General features: G+C 41.9%; 15 protein-coding genes and 1 tRNA gene. 12 read left to right on the top strand and 4 right to left on the bottom strand.

All coding sequences use genetic code 11. The features are described 5' to 3' along the window. Positions 1-61 precede the first annotated feature (61 nt). The 8 genes from ACP5NR_RS01620 to ACP5NR_RS01585 are packed head-to-tail and all read left to right on the top strand — an operon-like array spanning position 62 to position 11,050. Entirely contained in the window at positions 62-928 is an 867-nt protein-coding gene (locus ACP5NR_RS01620; RefSeq protein ID WP_428005864.1) for a DegV family protein, read from the top strand. A gap of 2 nt (positions 929-930) precedes the next feature. Next, complete coding sequence (locus ACP5NR_RS01615; protein ID WP_428005846.1) at positions 931-1,287, top strand: thioesterase family protein; 357 nt, start codon at positions 931-933, stop codon at positions 1,285-1,287. Continuing rightward, positions 1,277-2,989, top strand: a complete 1,713-nt coding sequence (ade, locus tag ACP5NR_RS01610) for an adenine deaminase (RefSeq protein ID WP_428005845.1) — start codon at positions 1,277-1,279, stop codon at positions 2,987-2,989. The genes ACP5NR_RS01615 and ade overlap by 11 nt, the downstream gene beginning before the upstream one ends. A gap of 11 nt (positions 2,990-3,000) precedes the next feature. After that, positions 3,001-5,295: a xanthine dehydrogenase family protein molybdopterin-binding subunit gene (locus ACP5NR_RS01605; protein ID WP_428005844.1), complete on the top strand. Its 2,295-nt coding sequence runs from the start codon at positions 3,001-3,003 to the stop codon at positions 5,293-5,295. 2 nt (positions 5,296-5,297) lie between these two features. Continuing rightward, positions 5,298-6,689 carry a PLP-dependent cysteine synthase family protein gene (locus ACP5NR_RS01600; RefSeq protein ID WP_428004467.1) on the top strand — a complete coding sequence of 464 codons (1,392 nt, stop codon included), beginning with the start codon at positions 5,298-5,300 and terminating at the stop codon, positions 6,687-6,689. After that, positions 6,686-8,032: an 8-oxoguanine deaminase gene (locus ACP5NR_RS01595; RefSeq protein WP_428005843.1), complete on the top strand. Its 1,347-nt coding sequence runs from the start codon at positions 6,686-6,688 to the stop codon at positions 8,030-8,032. The genes ACP5NR_RS01600 and ACP5NR_RS01595 overlap by 4 nt, the downstream gene beginning before the upstream one ends. Positions 8,033-8,037: 5 nt before the next feature. Beyond that, positions 8,038-9,531, top strand: coding sequence for a carboxypeptidase M32 (locus tag ACP5NR_RS01590; protein WP_428004465.1), 1,494 nt, complete (start codon positions 8,038-8,040; stop codon positions 9,529-9,531). A 1-nt stretch (position 9,532) separates the two neighbouring features. Then, positions 9,533-11,050 carry a MutS-related protein gene (locus ACP5NR_RS01585; RefSeq protein ID WP_428004464.1) on the top strand — a complete coding sequence of 506 codons (1,518 nt, stop codon included), beginning with the start codon at positions 9,533-9,535 and terminating at the stop codon, positions 11,048-11,050. Between the two features lie 2 nt (positions 11,051-11,052). Here ACP5NR_RS01585 and ACP5NR_RS01580 read toward each other — a convergent pair. From ACP5NR_RS01580 to ACP5NR_RS01565, 4 genes are all read right to left on the bottom strand, one after another. Continuing rightward, positions 11,053-11,126, bottom strand: a tRNA-Gln gene (locus ACP5NR_RS01580). Positions 11,127-11,172: 46 nt separating this feature from the next. Beyond that, positions 11,173-12,033 (bottom strand): metal ABC transporter permease, encoded by an 861-nt coding sequence (locus tag ACP5NR_RS01575; protein ID WP_428004463.1) that lies wholly within the window; start codon positions 12,031-12,033, stop codon positions 11,173-11,175. Then, on the bottom strand, positions 12,026-12,769 hold the full coding sequence (locus tag ACP5NR_RS01570; RefSeq protein ID WP_428004462.1) for a metal ABC transporter ATP-binding protein: 744 nt from the start codon (positions 12,767-12,769) through the stop codon (positions 12,026-12,028). Before ACP5NR_RS01570 ends, ACP5NR_RS01575 begins: the two co-directional genes overlap by 8 nt. Next, entirely contained in the window at positions 12,766-13,599 is an 834-nt protein-coding gene (locus ACP5NR_RS01565; RefSeq protein ID WP_428005842.1) for a metal ABC transporter substrate-binding protein, read from the bottom strand. The genes ACP5NR_RS01570 and ACP5NR_RS01565 overlap by 4 nt, the downstream gene beginning before the upstream one ends. A 327-nt stretch (positions 13,600-13,926) precedes the next feature. Between ACP5NR_RS01565 and ACP5NR_RS01560 the strand changes: the two genes are divergently transcribed. Genes ACP5NR_RS01560 through ACP5NR_RS01545 form a run of 4 tightly spaced genes read left to right on the top strand, consistent with a single transcriptional unit; the run spans position 13,927 to position 16,465 of the window. After that, on the top strand, positions 13,927-15,210 hold the full coding sequence (locus ACP5NR_RS01560; protein ID WP_428005841.1) for a cation:proton antiporter: 1,284 nt from the start codon (positions 13,927-13,929) through the stop codon (positions 15,208-15,210). A 12-nt stretch (positions 15,211-15,222) separates the two neighbouring features. After that, on the top strand, positions 15,223-15,684 hold the full coding sequence (locus tag ACP5NR_RS01555) for a ferritin family protein (RefSeq protein ID WP_428005840.1): 462 nt from the start codon (positions 15,223-15,225) through the stop codon (positions 15,682-15,684). Positions 15,685-15,686: 2 nt separating this feature from the next. Beyond that, positions 15,687-16,196, top strand: a complete 510-nt coding sequence (locus ACP5NR_RS01550; protein ID WP_428005839.1) for a Na+/H+ antiporter subunit E — start codon at positions 15,687-15,689, stop codon at positions 16,194-16,196. Continuing rightward, entirely contained in the window at positions 16,193-16,465 is a 273-nt protein-coding gene (locus tag ACP5NR_RS01545) for a monovalent cation/H+ antiporter complex subunit F (protein WP_428005838.1), read from the top strand. Before ACP5NR_RS01550 ends, ACP5NR_RS01545 begins: the two co-directional genes overlap by 4 nt.

The following is a 16,465-nucleotide window of genomic DNA, read 5'->3' as shown; positions in this document are numbered from 1 at the left end:
GCACATCCGGCTTAAAATGCTATATAATACAAACAAGTTGAAAACGTAGTTTAGAATGGAGGTGGACTATTTGCGAATAAAGATATTCGTGGATAGTACGGCCGATATGGCTCCGGATTGGTTTGAAAAGTTAGACGTGGATATGGTACCTTTAAAGGTCATATGGTCTGATGGAACTCAGGAAGATGATACGAGAAATTCATCCGAATTGATGAATTTTTACGAAAAGATATCAAAGACTTCGGAATTACCAAAAACATCGCAACCAACGGTTTTTGAGTTTTTACAAAAGTACAGAAATGCAGAGCAATCGGGGTACGAGGGTATAGTCGTTTTGACCTTATCTTCAAAGATGTCGGGCACGGCTAATTCCGCTGCAACGGCGGCAAAAGAGGCCAAAATACCGGTTGAGATTTTTGACACAAAATTGGCTTCTTCCGTCATTCCGCTTGTCGCAAGAAGGGCAAGAGAACTTGCGAATCAAGGAATGAATCCCAAAGAAATAGTCCAACAACTTGTTATCGACAGAGAAAAAGACAAATTTCAAGCCATCTTTTACGTTTCAGACTTTTCTTTTCTTGTGAAAGGAGGCCGCGTTTCCAAAATTCAGGGCTTTTTCGGTACTGTTCTGAAATTCAAAGTTGGGGTTTGGATAGACAAAAACGGAGAGATGATTCCATTTGGGAGGACAAGAGGGAAGTCCCACGCTTACGATATGCTTATCGAACAATCCGGAAAATACATTCCATTCGGATCTAAGGTCATATTATGCATGGTACATGCAAATGCCGAGGCAGAAGCAAAAGAATTGCTTGAAAAGATGAAGGGAAAATATGAAGTCGTTGATGCTTCCTTTCATATGACGGGTAAAGTCATAACAACGCATGTTGGACCGGGAATGTGTGGTTTTGGAATAGAGGTGGTGTAAAAATGGAGATGATAAAAGAAAAAACAGTCACGCAAAAAGATCTTGCCTCCGCGTTAAAAAGCGGAAATGCAGACGTTTTGTCAACACCAACTGTGCTTGCATGGATGGAAGAAACCGCTTCCGAATTTGCTCAAACTTTTCTTTCGAATGATGAAATAACGGTTGGAGCGCATGTAACTTTGGATCATGTCGCTCCCGCGTGGCCGGGCGAGAAAGTGAAGGTCATTGCAAATTTGATCGAAAAAAGCAATAGAAAGTTTTCTTTTCATATAGAAGTGAAATCTGGTGAAAAGCTCATAGCCAGGGCCGATCACGTCAGAGTAGCGGTAAAAAGAGGGGCTTTTAAACATGAAAATTGAAGAGATAATCCCTGTTGCCCTTGGGAAAGTGCCTGCCGACGTACTTTTGACAAATTGCAAAATTGTCAATGTATTTACTGGAAATATAGAAGAGGGTAACATAGCACTTTACAGGAAGAGAATCGCCGGAGTGGGAGATTACAGATCGGGCAAAAAGGTCATAGACCTGGAAGGTAATTACGTTGTTCCCGGTTTAATAGACGCCCACGTGCACATCGAAAGTTCAATGGTAGATCCGGTTGAATTCGCAAGGACGATTTTGCCAAGAGGAACAACCACTATCATTGCCGACCCACATGAGATTGCGAACGTTATCGGTACGACTGGCATTGAATACATGCTTCAATACACCGAAGGAATTCCACTTAACATTTACATGATGATCCCGTCTTGCGTTCCGACCACGAAGATGGAGACGAGCGGATCTGAAATAACCTCGATAGACACAATAGCACTTGTCACAAAATATCCAAGGGTACTCGGACTGGGAGAGGTCATGAATTATCCGGGCGTTATAAACACCGACAGAGATCTTATGACAAAGATAGAGATAATAAGACATCTTTACAAAAAAATAGACGGTCATGCTCCGGGACTTTCAGGCAAGAGCCTTAACGCTTACGCGTCGGCCTTCATAAGAACAGATCATGAATGCACAAATGAATCAGAAGCACTTGAAAAAATATCCCGTGGCATGCAGGTTTTAATCAGAGAAGGAAGCGTTGCGAGAAATCTTGATGATCTGATAGATGCCGTTACCGCGCAAAACGAGAGATTTTTCTCTTTTTGCACCGATGACCGTCATCCAGACGATATAGTAAAAGATGGTCATATAGATAACATGGTAAGACGTGCGATATCAAAGGGAATCGATCCCATCATTGCGATAAGAATGGCAACGATAAATTCAGCCCAGTTTTACGGCCTTAGAAGTATGGGAGCGATAGCGCCATCTTACAAGGCAGATATGGTTGTAACGGAATCTCTTGAAAATTTTTTCCCGAAGATCGTCATAAAAGATTCAAAGATAATTGCCCGCGACGGTAAATTGACAACGGATGTCGTTGGAAACAACATCGAACAGAAGTTGGACGGCAATTTCAAAATCACGAAAATTGAAGAAGATGATCTGACGATACTTTCAAATGGAAATCAAACAAGATCCATAAGAGTTTTCAACGATAGCATAGTGACTTCCGAAGAAATTTTTGATATCCCGCCCGCAAAAGTGCCCGACGTTAAAAACGATTTGCTTAAAATTGCAGTTGTATCGAGATATTCCGCGGAAAAGTCGGTATTCGCAGGTGCCGTTACGGGCTTTGGAATCAAAAACGGTGCGATAGCGACATCCGTCGGCCATGATTCTCACAACATGTCTGTCGTCGGAACAAATGATCTTGACATGGTTTTGGCCATAAATGAAATTTTGAATATGAAAGGTGGAATTGTCGTTTCAAGCAACGGACATATCATAGCCAAACTTCCCCTTTCAATAGGAGGTCTTATGTCTTCCCTGACAACAGAAGAAGTTGTTAAAAAAATAAAGGAATTGAAGGAAGCGGCAAGATCGATCGGGTGTATAATAAATGATCCATTTATGGTGTTATCTTTTGTTCAACTTGCTGTCATACCGAAATTGAGGATAACAAATTTCGGACTTGTGGATGTTACCAAGGGTAATTTCGTGAATATCGGTATTTGAGGGGGTACCAAATGGAAACTAAAACTTCTGAAATGACGACGATCGGAAAAAAGGTAAAACGCGTTGACGCGATTCAAAAAGTGAAAGGTGAGAGTAAATTTGTCTCGGATTACGAATTCAAAGGGATGCTTTACGGTGCGCTTGTGCTTTCGAAGCATTCACGCGCTCGTCTTAAGCGGATAAACACCGATAAAGCGAAAAAAATAAATGGTGTCAAGGCGGTCCTGACTTACAAAGATATTCCTGGCGAGAATCAACTTGGAGAAGTCGTTGAAGATATGCCTTGCCTTGTACCCATCGGAGAAGAAGTCAGGTACTTCGGAGATGTCGTTGCGCTTGTTGCAGCCGAAAGCCAGCAGATCGCTAACATGGCTGCAGATGCGGTTGAGGTTGAATACGAAGACCTCCCGCCGGTTTTATCAATCGAGGAATCTCTGAAAAATGAAATAAAAGTTCATGAATCCGGAAATATCCTCACATCTAAGAAGATAAGAAAGGGAAATGTTGAAGAAGGATTCAAACAATCCGACATGATAATCGAAGATGATTTTTTTGCGGACTATCAAGAGCATGCTTATCTTGAAACGCAAGGGATATTTGCGGTTCCAGAACCTTCCGGAATGACGATTTACGGTTCGATGCAATGCCCGTATTACGTTCAAAATGCTGTTCCTAAAATACTTGGCATTTCCATGAATTCGATCAGGATAGTTCAATCTGACACCGGAGGTGCCTTTGGAGGAAAAGAAGATGTGCCTTCCTACGTGGCGGCACAATGTGCTTTGCTTGCTTACCATACGAAAAGACCTGTTTTGCTTTCCTACTCGAGAGAGGTGGATATCCAGTTCACAAGCAAAAGGCATCCTATAAAATCTCATTACAAAGTTGGATTTAAAAAAGACGGCAGATTGGTTGCAATGGAGATAAAAGCCCACATGGATATCGGTGCTTACGCCACATTATCGCCCATAGTGATGTACAGAAGTCTTGTCCATGCCGCCGGCGCTTACGATGTGCCGAATGTAAAGGTTGATATAGACGGAGTTTACACAAACAAAGTTCCATGCGGTGCATTCAGAGGTTTTGGAAGCCCACAGGTGCTTTTTGCGATAGAATCGATAATGGATGAATCTTCAAAACAACTTGGAATCGATCCAATAGACTTAAGATTGAAAAATGCGCTCAAGGTGGGCAGTAAAACATCGACAGATCATCTTTTGACCGAATCAGTTGGCGCTGTTGAAACGATAATGCATGCGATAAAATTAGCCGATTACGAGAATTTGAAAAAATCCGTTTCTGAATTCAATTCAAAGAACAGGTTCAAAAAGAGAGGCATAGGTGTTTCACACATAATTTACGGTGTAGCACTTGGAGCAGCCGGTCAATCTTTGGATGCCGCCGGTGCGCTTGTTCAGATTCAAAGAGACGGAAGCGTAAGCATTCATGTTGGAAACACCGAAATGGGTCAGGGTATGAAAACCGTGCTGGCCATGATAGCGGCAGAAACGCTGGGACAAAAATTTGAAAAAATATCCGTTGAGAACACGGACACCTCTTACGTTCAGGACAGCGGTCCTACGGTTGCGTCACGCGCGACCTTGTTCAGCGGAAATGCCGTGAAGGAAGCGTGTGAACAGATAAAAAGTAAGATACTCTCTATGTTTTCAAAGATCAAAGATGTGGATGAAGAAGAAGTGACCATAAAAGACGGAGTGATCTTTTCCGGCGATGTGAAGATGACATTTGAAGAAATTGTAGGCATTTGTTACAATTCAAACGTTAACCTTATATCGAGTAGTTGGTTTAAATCTCCGAAACTCAACTGGGATCCAAAAACAGGCCTCGGGGAGGCATATCTTACGTATTCTTACGCAACGCAAATAGTGGTTGTTGAAGTCGATATGCTGACTGGCAGGACGTCCGTTGTTGATGTGTTCACCTCTCACGATGTCGGTAAGGCTTTAAATCCCGTCGGCCTTACGGGTCAGGTTGAAGGTGGATTTGTACAGGGAATGGGGTACGCTTTATACGAAGAAATAAAGATGCGGGATGGAAAGATATTGACAGACAACTTCAGTACCTACATAATTCCGACGATAAATGATATCCCGCAAAGCATAAAAATAGATTTCGTCGAAGATGAATTTTCACAAGGTCCTTTCGGTGCAAAAGGAATAGGAGAACCATCTTTAATGCCGGCACCGGCGGCAGTGGCAAATGGTATATCAAATGCGATAGGGAAAAGGGTTAAAAGCATACCTGCAACGCAGGAATATGTGCTAAATCTTATAGAGGAGGAATAACAATGAGTTCTAAAAAGGTAATAGGTCCCACGTTTGAAGAAATGTTACATCCTGACAAGATCGATCCCAAAGTAAGGAAAATTGCACTTGAGAAGATGAGAGAAGATCCTTTGGATCCTATAAACTTTTTCAACATAACATGGCGCGGTTCCGATAACAAAATAAAATACGTGGTGCTTCCAAAGACATTGACGGGTGTCGACGCAAACATAATAGTCATGTACGGACGTGATTTTCCAACGGGAAGTCATAAAGTGGGAGCGACATATTCCATTTTGGTTGAAAAAGTCATAAGAAATGAAGTTGACCCATCTTACAACACTTTGATATGGCCATCCACAGGTAATTACGGCATAGGCGGGGCATGGGTGGGATGCAGGATGAAATTCGATACGATAGTCATCCTTCCGGAAGGCATGAGTAAGGAAAGATTTCAAATAATAAACGCTTACGGTGCAAGGGTTATCGCCACTCCGGGATCAGAATCGAATGTAAAAGAAATTTACGATAAATCGAAAGAAATTTGGTCTAAAGATCCGGAAAAAGTCAGAATATTGAATCAATTCAGCGAATTTGGAAATTACAGGTTTCACTATTACGTTACCGGCAATACGATGGTAGAACTTGTTCAACGTGAAAAAATAGGAAATGGTAAAATCGCTGCCGTTGTTTCCGGAGTGGGATCGGCAGGCACCATAGCATGCGGCGATAGGGTAAAACAGGTCTTCGGCGATGCAAAAGTGGTAACGCTTGAGCCCATACAATGTCCTACGATCTCCATGAACGGCTATGGAACCCATGATATTCAAGGAATAGGGGACAAGCACGTGACGTGGATACACAACGTCATGAATTCAGACGCGGTTGTCGCGATTGATGATATGGAATCAAAGAAAGGACTTCAACTGTTGACAGATGAGGTCGGTAAAAAATTTCTGAAAGGTTTCATAGATCCAAAGGCTGTAGAAGAAATGTCAACGATCTTTGGAATATCAGGCGTTGCAAACGTGCTGGGCGCCATAAAGGTTGCCAAAGAGTACAAATTTGGGCCAAACGATAATATAATCACGATAGCAACGGATACGATAGACAGGTACCATTCGGTCATGGCAGATCTTGACAAACAATACGGAAAGATGGATCTTGCGGAGGCAAAATCGAGGTTCAATTCTATATTTATGGGCGTCAAAACAGACTGGCTCTTCGAAGGCACCCTTGAAAATAGACGCAGATGGCATAATTTGAAGTATTACACATGGGTCGAGCAGCAGGGAAAAACAGTCGAAGAACTTAACTCTCAAGTTGATCAGAAATACTGGGAAGATCAGCAAAAAGTCGTTGGCGAAACCGATAAAATGATACTTGAATACAGGAAACGGGAGGGGTACAATTGAAGTACCTTTTCAAAGACATAAATTTCCTCGAAACACTTTCAAAGCAAGGGGAAATTGAAGATGCATGTGTAGTTGTTGATGATAACGTTATAACTTATGTGGGTAAAGTTCAGCCCGAAGGGAAATTCGATAGGATCGTCGATTGTTCAAACATGGTCATGCTTCCCGGTTTTGTAAACACACATCATCACTTTTACCAAACTTTAACGAGGAATGTTAAATCCGTCCAGAGTGCCAAATTGTTCGATTGGCTTGTCAATCTTTACGAAATATGGAAAAATCTGGATGAAGAGTCTTCATACGTGAGCGCAACCATTGCATCCTGTGAAATGGCCTTAAGCGGCGTAACAACATCGAGCGATATGCTTTACCTTTATCCTTACGGCAGAAATGCGATCTTCGATGAGGAGATCAAAGGAGTTTCACACGTTGGCCTCAGATTTCATCCGACAAGAGGATCCATGTCGATGTCAAAAAAAGACGGAGGACTTCCTCCCGATTCTGTCGTGCAGGATGAAAATGAAATCCTTTCGGAATACGAAAGGGTCATTTCAAAATACCATGATAGATCGAAATACGCAATGACAAGAATAGCGCTTGCTCCATGCTCTCCTTTCTCCGTTACGGAATCTTTAATGATCAAAACTCTTGAAATGGCTAAAAAGCATGGCGTACTTTTGCACACACATCTTGCCGAAACCAAAGACGAAGAGGAATTTTGCCTTGAAAAGTTTGGCCTCAGGCCCGTCGATTACATGGAAAAGTTAGGCTGGCTTAACCCGCAGGTGTGGTTTGCGCATACGGTCCATGTGAGTGATCGGGACATTGAAAAGATGAAAGCAAACGATGTGGGGATCTCGCATTGTCCGACTTCAAACATGAGACTGGGTTCCGGAATCGCACCTATTTCCAAAATGAAAGGTATGAGACTTTCCCTTGGAATTGACGGTAGCGCATCCAACGATACCTCCAACATGATTTTAGAGGCAAGAAATGCCATGCTGCTTCAAAGGGTAAAGTACGGGCCGGATGCCATGACACCGAAAGAGGCACTCGAGATGGCTTCGATGGGCGGCGCAAGGGTACTGAGAATGGATGATTACATAGGATCGATAGAAGTTGGAAAGGCCGCTGATTTGGTGATGTTTGACATGAACAAACTCGCATTTGCCGGAGGTCTTGACGATCCTGTCGGGGCAATCATCATGTGCGATGCGCAGAAAGTGAATTTCAACATGGTAAACGGAAGGGTAATCGTTGAAGATGGGAATTTAAAGGTTGAAGACATAGATTATCTTATCAAGAGGCAAAACGAGATATCACGAAAATTGCTGAAGGGGTGATCGAAATGGAAATAAAAGAATTTTACGATTACAACAAGGAAATAGCAAAGTTCAAGGCAGCCTATGCCCTTGTTGAATGGGACATGAGAACGAAAATGCCTCCCAAAGCCGCAATGGATAGATCGGAGGTTGCAGGTAAACTTGCAAGAACGATGTTCGATATGGGAACCTCTCCCAAAATGGCTGCTTTTGTCGAATATTTTAACAGGCCCAAGGTAAACGAAAAATTGAGCGAAATAGACAGGAGAAATGTTTACCTTGTAACGAAGGAATACAGACGCATCTCCGCCATACCGCCGGACAAGTTTGAAAAATTTACCATTGCCTGTTCGAAGGGAGAAAACGTATGGCAGGAAGCAAAAGCAGAATCTAACTTTTCCAAATTTAAACCCTACCTTGAAGAAATAGTCGGATATCTCAAAGAATTTGTCGAATACTACGGTTATGAAGAAAACAAATACGATGCCCTTCTCGAAGATTACGAACCTTCAATGACGACAAAAGATCTCAACAAAATAATAGCAGGGCTGAAAGCAGAACTCGTTCCGTTCATAAAAGATTTGAATTCAAAAGGTAAAGCCCCCGACACATCGATTTTGAGCGGGAATTTTGACAAAAGTTCACAGGAGAAATTGTCCCGGGAAGTACTTGATGCGATGGGATACGATTTCAAAGGCGGTCGCATAGATGAAACCGTTCATCCATTTACGATTGGAATGGGTTTCGGAGACGTAAGAATCACGACGAATTATCATTTAGACGATATGACATCGGCTTTATTTTCCACCATGCACGAAGGAGGTCATGCGCTCTACGAGCAAGGCGTTTCGGAAGCGTACAAATGGATGCCGATTTACAGCGGAGCATCTATGGGAATCCATGAATCGCAATCAAGAACATGGGAAAATCTTGTTGGCAGATCGCAGCCGTTCTGGAATTTTTTCTTTCCTAAATTGTGCGACATCTTTCCCCAGTTCAAAAATGTCTCTTCTGACGAATTTTACAGGGCAATTAACCTTACCAAACCTTCTTTGATAAGAATCGAATCCGATGAGGTAACTTACAATTTACATATAATGGTCAGGTTTGAAATAGAAGAAGCCCTCATAAATGATAGGATCAAGGTCGCGGATCTGCCCGATGTATGGAATGAAAAGATGAAAGCGTACCTTGGAATAGACGTACCCGACGATGCGCACGGAGTGCTTCAAGACGTTCATTGGTCAGGCGGACAACTTGGATATTTTCCTTCATATATGCTTGGGAATCTTTATGCATCGCAGTTCTTTTTCACCGCAAAAAAAGAGATCCCGAATCTTGATTCAGAGATCGCGAATGGCAACTTAAAGGTGTTGAGAGAGTGGCAAAGAGAAAAAATACACAAATTCGGTGCCCTGTATGATCCGAAAGATCTTTTGATCAAAGTTACCGGAGAGCCGCTTAACCATAAATTTTTCATGAATTACGTTAGGGAAAAATTCTCCAAGATATATTTCTGAAGTGGAATTCATAGACGAAGAAACGAAAAGATTTTGTTTTTTTGATGAAGTTGTGTCTTTTTATAAACCTGTAAGTGTGTTTGGAATCAGCGCCAATCTTTTGCCTTTGAAAGGAGAAGAACTTCGTGGTCACTTTGAATTCCTTTCAAAGGTGAAAGCATGCGAATACAATCGCGTCAGAATCGAAAATATCCTTCGAGATTTTCATGAAATATCCGGCAGCATGTTATCGATAGAAAACGGCACATCGACAGACGTTGATCTCTTCGAGATAAAAAGATTCGTGCATCATCATAAAATACTCAAACAACTTTCCGGATGCGTCGCCGATTTTTTTGGAGATCTCGATGAGTTGTGGGAATTACTCGATCCCAAACAAAGCGGATCATTTTCTTTTATGCCTGAAAATGAATTGATCGATGCTTTGATAGAGAAACACAAAAGCCTCAAAAGAAGAATAGACGGACTTTACAAAGAAAGGATTAAATTCATCTCGGAAAAATTCAATTTCGACCTTGGTGACAGACGTTTTGTGATCGAAAGGGATAAAGCCGGAGCACTTATCGATTCAAACTTTGTCATGATCGAAAGAGAAGGGATGAAAACTTATACCCTTGTCGTAAGGCCGACCGAGGAAATAATGGTCAAAGAAAATGAACTTCACGCACTCGAAGAAGAGATAAAAATTGCAGAAGACGAAGAGATAAAACGCCTTTCAAAAGCGGTCGAACAGTGGATAACGCTTATAAAAGCAGAGATAAAAAAAATAGCGGACTTTGACGTTGCCTTGGCGCGAGTCAAAGCCATCAAGGACGGATATGTGTTCCCTCAATTCGGAAAAGAAATAAATCTTGAAGAATCTTTTCATCCGGTTGTCTCAAATCTCGTTAAAAAAGATAATTTTGAATACGTCCCCCTAAGTGGAAAATTTTCTCAAGGATTGACCATGATCTTCGGCCCCAACATGGGCGGAAAAACAACCGTGCTCAGAACTCTGGCCATTTCATGTGCGCTGGCAATGCACGGCTTTTTAGTGCCAGCAAAATCCGCCGTTTTGCCTGAAATAGATTGGGTAAGATTTGTCGGATCTTCATCTCAAAGTTTGGGCCTTTCAGGATTTGCAAGCCAAATAGACAGGATGTCGGATACTTTGAAGATGAACAGAAAAGGGTTGATCTTGGTAGACGAATTTGGATCCGGCACAAATCCATACGAAGGGGAAGCACTTGCCACGGCTCTTGCGGAATATCTTTCATATTCGAAGCATTTTTCGGTGATGGTAACACATTTCAGACGTACGATAGAAAAGGTTAAATGTGACAAATATACGATAGGTATGATAAATTTTGAAGGCGAAATAAACGCCCGAAATTTGAATTCCAAGATAAATCATCATCTCATAAACGGCGATATCGTAAATTACGGTGATGCGATAAAAATAGCGGGAATACTCGGATTGCCCGCGGAGATAGTTGAAAAAGCCAGAGAATTTTTAGAGAATAATTTTGAAAACCGCTAATCTGGTTGCGCGGGGAGGATTCGAACCTCCACGCCGGGATCCAAAGTCCCGTGTGCTACCATTACACAACCGCGCAATGACAAGTTATATTCTACCATACAACATATTTGCATTTCAAGCGTTCAAACATTTCTTTGCCACGTGTTGTTTTTCAGGTCATATGCGCGTTTTTTGTTAAATGCACGCTTTATTTTGTTGAATATCAGGCTTAAAATGAAGACAAAGGTTATGAAGAAGACTATCGAAGGTCCGGAAGAAATATTCAAATAGTAAGAGAAAGTTATTCCTGAAAATATGGCAATTTCCCCAAATATCATTGATAAAATGACCATGGCGGAGAACCTTTTAACAACCAACTTTGAAGCAGCGGCAGGCGCTATTATTATTGAACTTGCCAAAATGACCCCCACAAAATTGACTATGATAACTATCACAAGCGAGATCAGTGCCATGAAAATGTAATAATCTATGCCGACCGGCACACCGGATATTTTTGCGAAATCCTCGTCGAAGGTCATGTATTTCATCTGACGGGATCTTATCATGTACCATAAAAAGACGAGTATCAAAACGATGATGGCAAGATACATATCGTAATTCGAAATGGCAAGTATATCGCCAAAAAGATAACCCATTATATCCGTATGGTAGCCCGGAGATATGCTTATCAAAAAGATTCCCAGTCCCATCGCAAAAGAAAAGAGTATTCCTATCGAAACGTCTTCGGATATTTTACCCGTCTTGCTTATAAAGCCGATGAAGATCCCCAAACCTATTGCAAAAATTATGGCCACCGGCAAAGGAGAAACCCCTATCAATATGCCAAGCGCTATGCCCGCAAATGTACCGTGGGCGATGCCAACGCCCATAAAAGCCATTTTCCTGTAAAACACGAAAGGCCCTATCAACCCTCCCACGACGGCGATAATCGATCCTATTATAAAGGCTCTTTGTATGAAGAAAAGGCCAAAAAAGTCAAACATCGTCTTTTTCCGAATGCAGATGGTGATGCTCCACCATCCCTATTTTTGGACCGTAAAGTTGAGACACTTCCGTGCAACTCAAAACTTTTGCCGATTTGTCATGAGGTACAAGTTCTCTGTTTATACACACGATGTTGTCGGCGTACTCGGAAGTAAACCCGACATCGTGGCTTGACATTATGATCGTCAATTTGAATTCATCTTTTATACGCTTTATCATATCGTAAAACAAAGATTGGGCCTTCGGATCCATGCCGGTTAAGGGTTCGTCTAAGACAAGAATTTTTGATTCCGTCGCAAGCGATCTTGCCATAAGCACCCTTTGCTGCTGGCCACCGCTCAATTCCTCTATGCTTTTATCTGCAAAATTCTCCATCTCTAACACTTTGAGGAATTCAAAAGCCTTCTGCTTTCGCAATTTTTTGGACTCTTTGAATCTATACCTTCCCATTTCGACAACCTCAAGGGCTGTTATCGGAAATGACGAAAATTGAGATCCTCTTTGGGCAAGATAACCTATCGAATTTCTTTTAAGGTATTGTTTGTGTTCGATACCGTCTATCTCGATCTTTCCTTCGTAAGGCAACAGCCCGACAAGTGCTTTTATAAACGTCGTCTTTCCGCCGCCGTTAGGTCCCATAATCGCGTGAAACTTGACATCTTCAAGTGTTAACGAAAGATTTGAAAGGGCCTCTATTTCATCATATCTTACAGTCAAAGAGTCTATCTTTATCATTTCAGAGCCTCTAAAAATCCATTTGTTATTGCGTTCATGAGATCAAAATAGTTAAAAGTGAAGATCGGATTTATGCTTATTACCTTTGCACCTGTTTGATTTGACAATTGATCTGCTAATTTTGAAGGCGTGACGGGATCTCCTATTATCGACCTTATACCGTATTTCTTCATCGCATCTATGATTTTTTGATAATCTTGAGGTCCTATCGATTGGCCTGCATCATTTTCGAGGGAATATTCCCTACCAAGTCCATATGCGCGGGCAAAATAATCCCATGCCGGATGTTGCGCGACAAACGGCTTGCCCTTTACAGCATCGAGTCGAGTTGTTATTTGTTCGTTAAGTTGATTCAGTGATAGGATGAACTTGCCAAAGTTTACGCAAAAAATCGCTTGATCTTTCGGATCGGCCTTTACAAGGGCATCGTAAACGTTGATGGTCATCATCTCGTATAGTTTCACATCAAGCCAGACGTGAGGATTATACGATCCGTTTTCCCCTATTAAAAACTGGGAGAGATTCTGTGTGGCATCCACGACCTTTACCGAAGGATTTATCGCTTTCACCCTATCGCCTATCCAGGCATCTTCTTCAAGGCCCAAATCTACAAATACATCTGATTTAGAAATGTATACGGCCTGCTGGGGTGTGAGATTGAAATTATGAGGATTATCTCCCGGCTTTTCAAGCACACTTACCTCAACGGCACTCCCGCCAACGGTAGAGACCATATAGCCTAACGGTGGAATTGTGGTAATTACGCTTAACTTTCCAAAGGCCAAAATTCCGACAGCAAATAAAAAAATTAACAAAATTTTGATTTTCATCGGTTCTCCCCTCTTTATAGAAAATGATTTTCTATAAATAGAATAACATATTAGAAAGGATCAAGTCAAGTTAGGGATTGGAGAAAGAAAGCAGCATATGGCGAATGGCAAATAGCCTATGGCAAAAACAAAACAGTGACGCGTAATGAGTGATCAGTAACGCGTGACGCGTGGAAAAGGCGGACGGAGGCGGAGAGCATGATGCCGCGAGGTGACCGACAAATTTGAGCCTTTGACATTTGATTTTGAAAATACCTATATATGGTATATAATCATTTTTAGATAGAGAAGTATTAGTGTAAAAAATCACAAAAATCATATAAGGGGATGATCTTTTTGTCTCACGTGGATCTAATTATATTTTCACTTGTCGTTGTTATGACGTTAGGCTTTATCACCTTCTTCCTCAGCAAGAAAGTTAATATTTCCTCAATCCCAATCCTCATCGTGCTGGGTATCATCTTTGGCCCTGTACTCGGTTTCATAGGCCGCGGCAATGCGACAACGCTTTTCAATTATGTCAGGGTTATAGGACTTGTGATAATCCTTTTCGCGGAAGGTCACAACCTCAAATGGCCATTGCTTAAAAAGCACATGGCGACCATAGGTATTCTCGATACGGTAGGACTTTTTGTGACTGCGATAGTTGCAGGTCTCTTCTTTTCTCTATTCTTTCATCTTCCGTTTCTTGCAGGCTTTTTATTTGGTGCCATCATTTCGGCCACAGATCCGGCAACTTTGATACCGCTTTTCAAGCAGAACAAAGTCAACGAAAACATAAGGACCGTTATAGTGACCGAATCAATCTTTAACGATCCTCTTGGGATAGTTTTGACAGTGCTTGCTGTGGCACTTGCCGTACCTCAGGCCTCAAGCGCTCAGTTCATAGAGGCAATAGCGAAATACACAACGCTTTATCCTGCAGCCGTGATATTTTTTCTGTACGAAATAGGCATCTCGGTTGTGATAGGTGTGATTTTGGGGATTGTTGGATACTGGATCGCAAGAAAACTCAAAATCGATACCTTTCCTGAAATATACGCGCTTTCCCTGGCTTTCGGTGGATTTTTGATAGGTGAATGGGCTCAGGCTTCGGGTTATCTCGTTGCAACAACAATCGGCATAGTTTGGGGGAATCACGATATCTTCTTTAAGAAAAACGGCGAATCGAAAAAATTCGGTGATCTTATGGAATCGGAATTGCACTTCAACGAAATTCTTTCCGATTTTGCGACGGTCTTCATCTTCATACTCATAGGGGCAACTGTGGATTTGAATGTTTTCGGATCGGCCCTGATTATGGGATCAATCGTTGCTTTGATTGTGGTTTTCGTGGCAAGACCTATTGCCGGCCTTACGGTATTGCCTTTGAGAAAATGGAGCGCCAAAGAATATCTCTTCATTTCACTTGAAGGGCCGAGAGGAGTTGTCCCATCCGCACTTGCCGGCCTGCCGCTTAGCCTTGGAATAATGTACAAAAATCCGGTTTTAACCCAGTGGGGTGAAGTTATACTGGCCGCGACGGTTATAACCGTTTTGGAGTCCGTCATAATTGAAACTCTGTGGGTTAGGCCTTTGAGTAAGAGACTTTTAAAGGATTCTATTGAATAAGGAGGGATTTTTATGCTCAAAAGTGTTGAAGAAGTCCTTGAAACTGCGAAAAGAATAGAAGAAAGTTCTTACGCCTTTTACGCGCAGGCACAAGATGTCGTTACTTTGCCTTATTTGAAAAAAGAATTGCAATATCTGGCCGAACAGGAAATCGATCACAGGAAAAAGATCGAGGCGATGATGGCGGAAGGCCCGTCGAAGATCGCAAAAGATTTGAAGATCGAAAGAATTCAGGATATGAAACTTGGAGATTATCTCATGCCATCCCATTTCGATCCGAATTCCACCATTCAGGATATCTTAATAGCGGCGATAAAAAGAGAGGATTTAACGCATCAATTCTACCAGAATCTTCTAAAGGGAGCCAAAGATGAGGATTTGAGGAAAGTACTTGAATATCTCTCGATAGAAGAATTAAAGCACAAGAACAAGGTACAATTTCTTTACGATGACATAGTCTACAAGGAGAATTGATCATGGAAAAGGCAGAAGCCTCTTCGATCAACCGTTACTTTTACGCGGTTGTACTTTATTTCTTTTTGTGGATAATTTTAACCTACCCATTTTCAATTCAGGAATGGGAAGCAGGGGCTGCGATAGCCTTCACAGCATCTCTGCTTTCTTACAAAGAGTTAAGTATTTCAGGATTGAAAAACATAAAGCGCATTGGCATTCTGCTATTTTGGTATCTACCGGTTTTCATACGCGAATTGATAAAGGCTAACCTTCACGTGGCAGGTCTTGTGCTAAATCCAAAAATGCCAATAAAGCCAGGCTTTGTCAAAATAAAGACCAATCTTAAATCTCCGGTTGCGCGTGTCTGGCTTGCCAATTCGATAACCCTGACACCGGGGACCTTATCGGTCGATATAGAAGGTCAGTACATTTATATTCACTGGATAACGGTCGGATCGACGGATGTAGAGCATGCTTCCGAAGAGATAGCCGGCAGTTTTGAAAAAATTTTAGAGGTGATGTTCAGATGAGAATCGAAATACCTCAATTCATATGGATAGCATGGTTTGTGATAGTATCCATTGCGACGATATTGGCAACGATAAGGGCAATCGTAGGCCCGACGAATTCGGACAGGGCAGTCGGTCTTGATACGTGGACGACAATTACAACCGGTTTTTGGGTTATACTCGCGCTTTATTTTTTTCAGTACATACTTTTAAGCGTTTCGATGGTTTACGCCATTCTCTCGTTTTTGGGAGTGTTAGCAATAGCAAGGTACCTCGAAAGGGGGCTTTGA

The organism is Athalassotoga sp., from assembly GCF_049965695.1.
Lineage (GTDB): Bacteria > Thermotogota > Thermotogae > Mesoaciditogales > Mesoaciditogaceae > Athalassotoga.
The sequence above is the reverse complement of the archived record's forward strand: the minus strand, read 5'-3'. Positions and strand labels throughout refer to the sequence as shown.

Coding starts and splice junctions, on each gene's coding strand:
- ACP5NR_RS01570 (WP_428004462.1), bottom strand. CDS start 12,769: ATGATAAAGATAGACTCTTTGACTGTAAGATATGATGAAATAGAGGCC.
- ACP5NR_RS01565 (WP_428005842.1), bottom strand. CDS start 13,599: ATGAAAATCAAAATTTTGTTAATTTTTTTATTTGCTGTCGGAATTTTG.
- ACP5NR_RS01545 (WP_428005838.1), top strand. CDS start 16,193: ATGAGAATCGAAATACCTCAATTCATATGGATAGCATGGTTTGTGATA.
- ACP5NR_RS01600 (WP_428004467.1), top strand. CDS start 5,298: ATGAGTTCTAAAAAGGTAATAGGTCCCACGTTTGAAGAAATGTTACAT.
- ACP5NR_RS01590 (WP_428004465.1), top strand. CDS start 8,038: ATGGAAATAAAAGAATTTTACGATTACAACAAGGAAATAGCAAAGTTC.
- ACP5NR_RS01575 (WP_428004463.1), bottom strand. CDS start 12,033: ATGTTTGACTTTTTTGGCCTTTTCTTCATACAAAGAGCCTTTATAATA.
- ACP5NR_RS01605 (WP_428005844.1), top strand. CDS start 3,001: ATGGAAACTAAAACTTCTGAAATGACGACGATCGGAAAAAAGGTAAAA.
- ACP5NR_RS01555 (WP_428005840.1), top strand. CDS start 15,223: ATGCTCAAAAGTGTTGAAGAAGTCCTTGAAACTGCGAAAAGAATAGAA.
- ACP5NR_RS01615 (WP_428005846.1), top strand. CDS start 931: ATGGAGATGATAAAAGAAAAAACAGTCACGCAAAAAGATCTTGCCTCC.
- ade (WP_428005845.1), top strand. CDS start 1,277: ATGAAAATTGAAGAGATAATCCCTGTTGCCCTTGGGAAAGTGCCTGCC.
- ACP5NR_RS01550 (WP_428005839.1), top strand. CDS start 15,687: ATGGAAAAGGCAGAAGCCTCTTCGATCAACCGTTACTTTTACGCGGTT.
- ACP5NR_RS01560 (WP_428005841.1), top strand. CDS start 13,927: ATGATCTTTTTGTCTCACGTGGATCTAATTATATTTTCACTTGTCGTT.